Genomic DNA, 2,746 nt, shown 5'->3' on the forward strand with positions numbered 1-2,746 from the left:
TTCACTTGAGAGGTGCCTTGCCGGTTGGTGCTGGTGGAAGCGTGAGAACTCCCATCATCCCAGGTCAGCGGGCACCTCCTCCCGTTTCCCTGTCCACAGCCCGGCCGTTACACGGTGGATCGAGGCTGAATGCTTACGCCGAAGTGGCCTCCCGGAATGGTGTCGAGTTCCCCGAATTCCGCGAGGAGACCGCGCTGTCCGAATTCCTCGATGGTGCGGGCCGAGAATCCGAGTGCGCGGGATTGGCGCATCGGTTCGGTGAGACGGTCGAGGACGATCACGGAGAGACCGGAAAGGCGCAGTTCTCCTGCGAGCATGAGTCCCGCAGGGCCCGCTCCGGCAACGATGACATCGGCGTTCAAGCTTTCCATCTTCCCTCTCCCGCTGGCGTTTTCTCCAGTATTCCGAGGGGCCGCGGGAAGCTGAACGGTCTCCGATACAGGGCTCTGACAAGTTCGTCAGATCCCCGGCAGCAGTGTCAGGGGACCGCTCCGGGGAGGTGAGAGGGGGTGCGGGCGGACGCGCGAGGGTGCCGGAAGCACTGCTTCCGGCACCCTCGTGACGCGCGTACCGCTGTCCGCGGTGTCCTCTCAGCCGCCGAGCACCCGGTCGACCCGGATCTCGACGACGGCCAGACCCGGCGGTTGCGGCGGCGCCGACCAGTACCGCTCGGTGTAGCGGCGTACTCCCTCCGCGACCCGGGAGGGGTCCGTGGAGACGGTGGCCGTCCCCTCCAGGGTGAGCCACTGCCAGCCCGCCATCTGGCAGACCGACACCCGCCCGCCCGGGTTGGCCAGCAGGTTGCTGGCCTTGCGCCGGGTCGCCGTGGTCATGACCCTGGCGAGGCCGGCGTCACCGTCCCAGGTGAAGCGCACCGGCGCGGTGTGGGGGCTGCCGTCGGGTCGCAGCGTGGTGAAGGTGCACAGGTGGTTCTCGGCGAGGAAGGCCTCGGCCTCCGCGGAGAGCCGCAGTGCCGGTGTGCGTGTGGGTGCCATGGAGGGGTTCCGTTCTCAGTGGACCGGCGTGCCGGCCGGCTGGTCCTTGGCCTTGGTCAGGGGCAGCAGCACCAGGGTCACCAGGAAGGCGAGCGCGGCGAATCCGGCGCTGATGAGGAAGGCGTCGTGGAAGACGGTGGTGCGGGCCTCGCGGACCAGGTCCGGGACCCCGTGCGCCTTGGCGGTCAGCTCGGGGATCCGGCGGAAGGCGAAGGTGGCGGCGACGGCGAGGCCGAGGGCTCCGCCGATCTCCTGCGCGGTGTTGATGAGGCCGGCGGCCAGGCCCGCCTCCTGCTCCTCGGAGCCGGCGAAGGCGGAGATCTGGAGCGGGACGAAGGAGGCGCCCAGACCCAGGCCGCAGATGATGAACGCGGGGAGCAGGTCGGTGAGGTAGGCGGCGTCGGAGGGGGCGTTCCACAGGAGCAGCATGCCGCCGCTGACCAGTGTCAGACCGACCATCAGGACGGGCTTGGCGGCGACCTTGGTGACGATCTGGGAGGCGACGCCCGCGCCGACCGCGGTGGTCAGCGCGAGGGGCACGTAGGCGAGACCGGTCCTGATGGCGGACCACTCCAGCACCTGCTGCATGAAGAGGCTGGCGAAGAAGAACAGGCTGACGCAGGTGCCCAGCAGCAGGATCGCGATGACGTTGGCGGCGCGCAGCGAGGGGCGGCGGAAGATGCCGAGCGGCATCAGCGGGGCCTTGGCGCGGCGTTCGATGAAGAGGAAGGCGATCAGCAGGACGGCGGCCAGTGCGAAGCCACCGTAGATGCGGGCGGCCGGGACGTCGGAGTCGTCGATGGTCTGGCCGAGGGTGAAGATGAGCAGGATCAGACCGGCGGTGAGGACGACGGCGCCGGCGAAGTCGAAGCTGCGGGTGCGCTCGGCGGCGCGGCTCTCGCCGACGACGAGCGGGGCGATCAGGGCGCCGACGATGCCGATGGGCACGTTGAGGAAGAAGATCCAGCGCCAGCCGGGGCCGTCGGTGAGCAGACCGCCGAGGGTGACGCCGGCGACGGCGGCGACGCCGCTGAGGGCGCCCCACGCGCCGAGCGCCTTGTTGCGCGCCGGGCCTTCCTCGAAGTTGTTGGTCAGCAGGCTCAGGGCGGCGGTGGCGATGAAGGCCGCGCCCAGGCCCTGGGCGCCGCGGGCGCCGATCAGCATGGAGGAGTTCTGGGCCAGGCCCGCGAGCAGCGAGGAGGCGGCGAACAGGAGCAGGCCGGTCTGGAGCATCCGACGGCGGCCGAGGGTGTCGGCGAGGCGGCCGGTCAGCAGCAGGAAGCCGCCGAGGACCATGCCGTAGGTGGTGACGACGTACTGGAGTGCCGTCTGGGAGATGTGGAGTTCGTCCTCGATGGTCGGCAGCGCGACGTTCACGATCGACACGTCGAGGAAGGTCATGAAGCCGGCCAGGCAGAGGAACGCCAGGATGAGGCCGGGACGCCGGGCGGGCCCGGCCTCCGGCGTTGTGGTGGTGCGCAGGGACTCTTGGATCGACATGCCACTCCTCGAAGCGGGATGAGAACGGGGGAGGGAAAACGGGGACGGCGGGAGGGGCGTCGGCCTGCAACACCGGCGCTCTCTGGTGGCTTTCGGGAAGCTAGCATCCCCAGTAAAGTAGGTACCTAGTGCTGCACCGCGAAAGTTCGTGGAGGGGTGTTGGTCAGGTCGGCTGGTCGCCGAGGTAGAGGTAGCAGGCGCAGTCGAGGCAGTCCTCGGGACTGCCGAAGGGCAGGCCTGAGGGCAGGAAG

The 2,746-nt window shown here is 69.6% G+C and carries 3 protein-coding genes; all 3 read right to left on the reverse strand.

Features of this window, described 5'->3' with window-relative positions; all coding sequences use genetic code 11:
- Positions 1–107 precede the first annotated feature (107 nt).
- The 3 genes from OTB19_RS42410 to OTB19_RS42420 all read right to left on the reverse strand — a co-directional run bounded on the left by OTB19_RS42410 (position 108) and on the right by OTB19_RS42420 (position 2,495).
- Positions 108–362 (reverse strand): FAD-dependent monooxygenase, encoded by a 255-nt coding sequence (locus OTB19_RS42410; RefSeq protein WP_420717029.1) that lies wholly within the window; start codon positions 360–362, stop codon positions 108–110.
- A 228-nt stretch (positions 363–590) separates the two neighbouring features.
- Entirely contained in the window at positions 591–995 is a 405-nt protein-coding gene (locus OTB19_RS42415) for a pyridoxamine 5'-phosphate oxidase family protein (protein WP_267804196.1), read from the reverse strand.
- A 15-nt stretch (positions 996–1,010) separates the two neighbouring features.
- The gene (locus tag OTB19_RS42420) at positions 1,011–2,495 is read right to left on the reverse strand and encodes an MFS transporter (protein ID WP_267804197.1); all 1,485 of its coding nucleotides are present in this window, start codon (positions 2,493–2,495) and stop codon (positions 1,011–1,013) included.
- Positions 2,496–2,746 lie beyond the last annotated feature (251 nt).

The sequence above is a fragment of the Streptomyces sp. H27-H5 genome (genome assembly GCF_026627505.1).
In the GTDB taxonomy this organism is placed as follows: domain Bacteria; phylum Actinomycetota; class Actinomycetes; order Streptomycetales; family Streptomycetaceae; genus Streptomyces.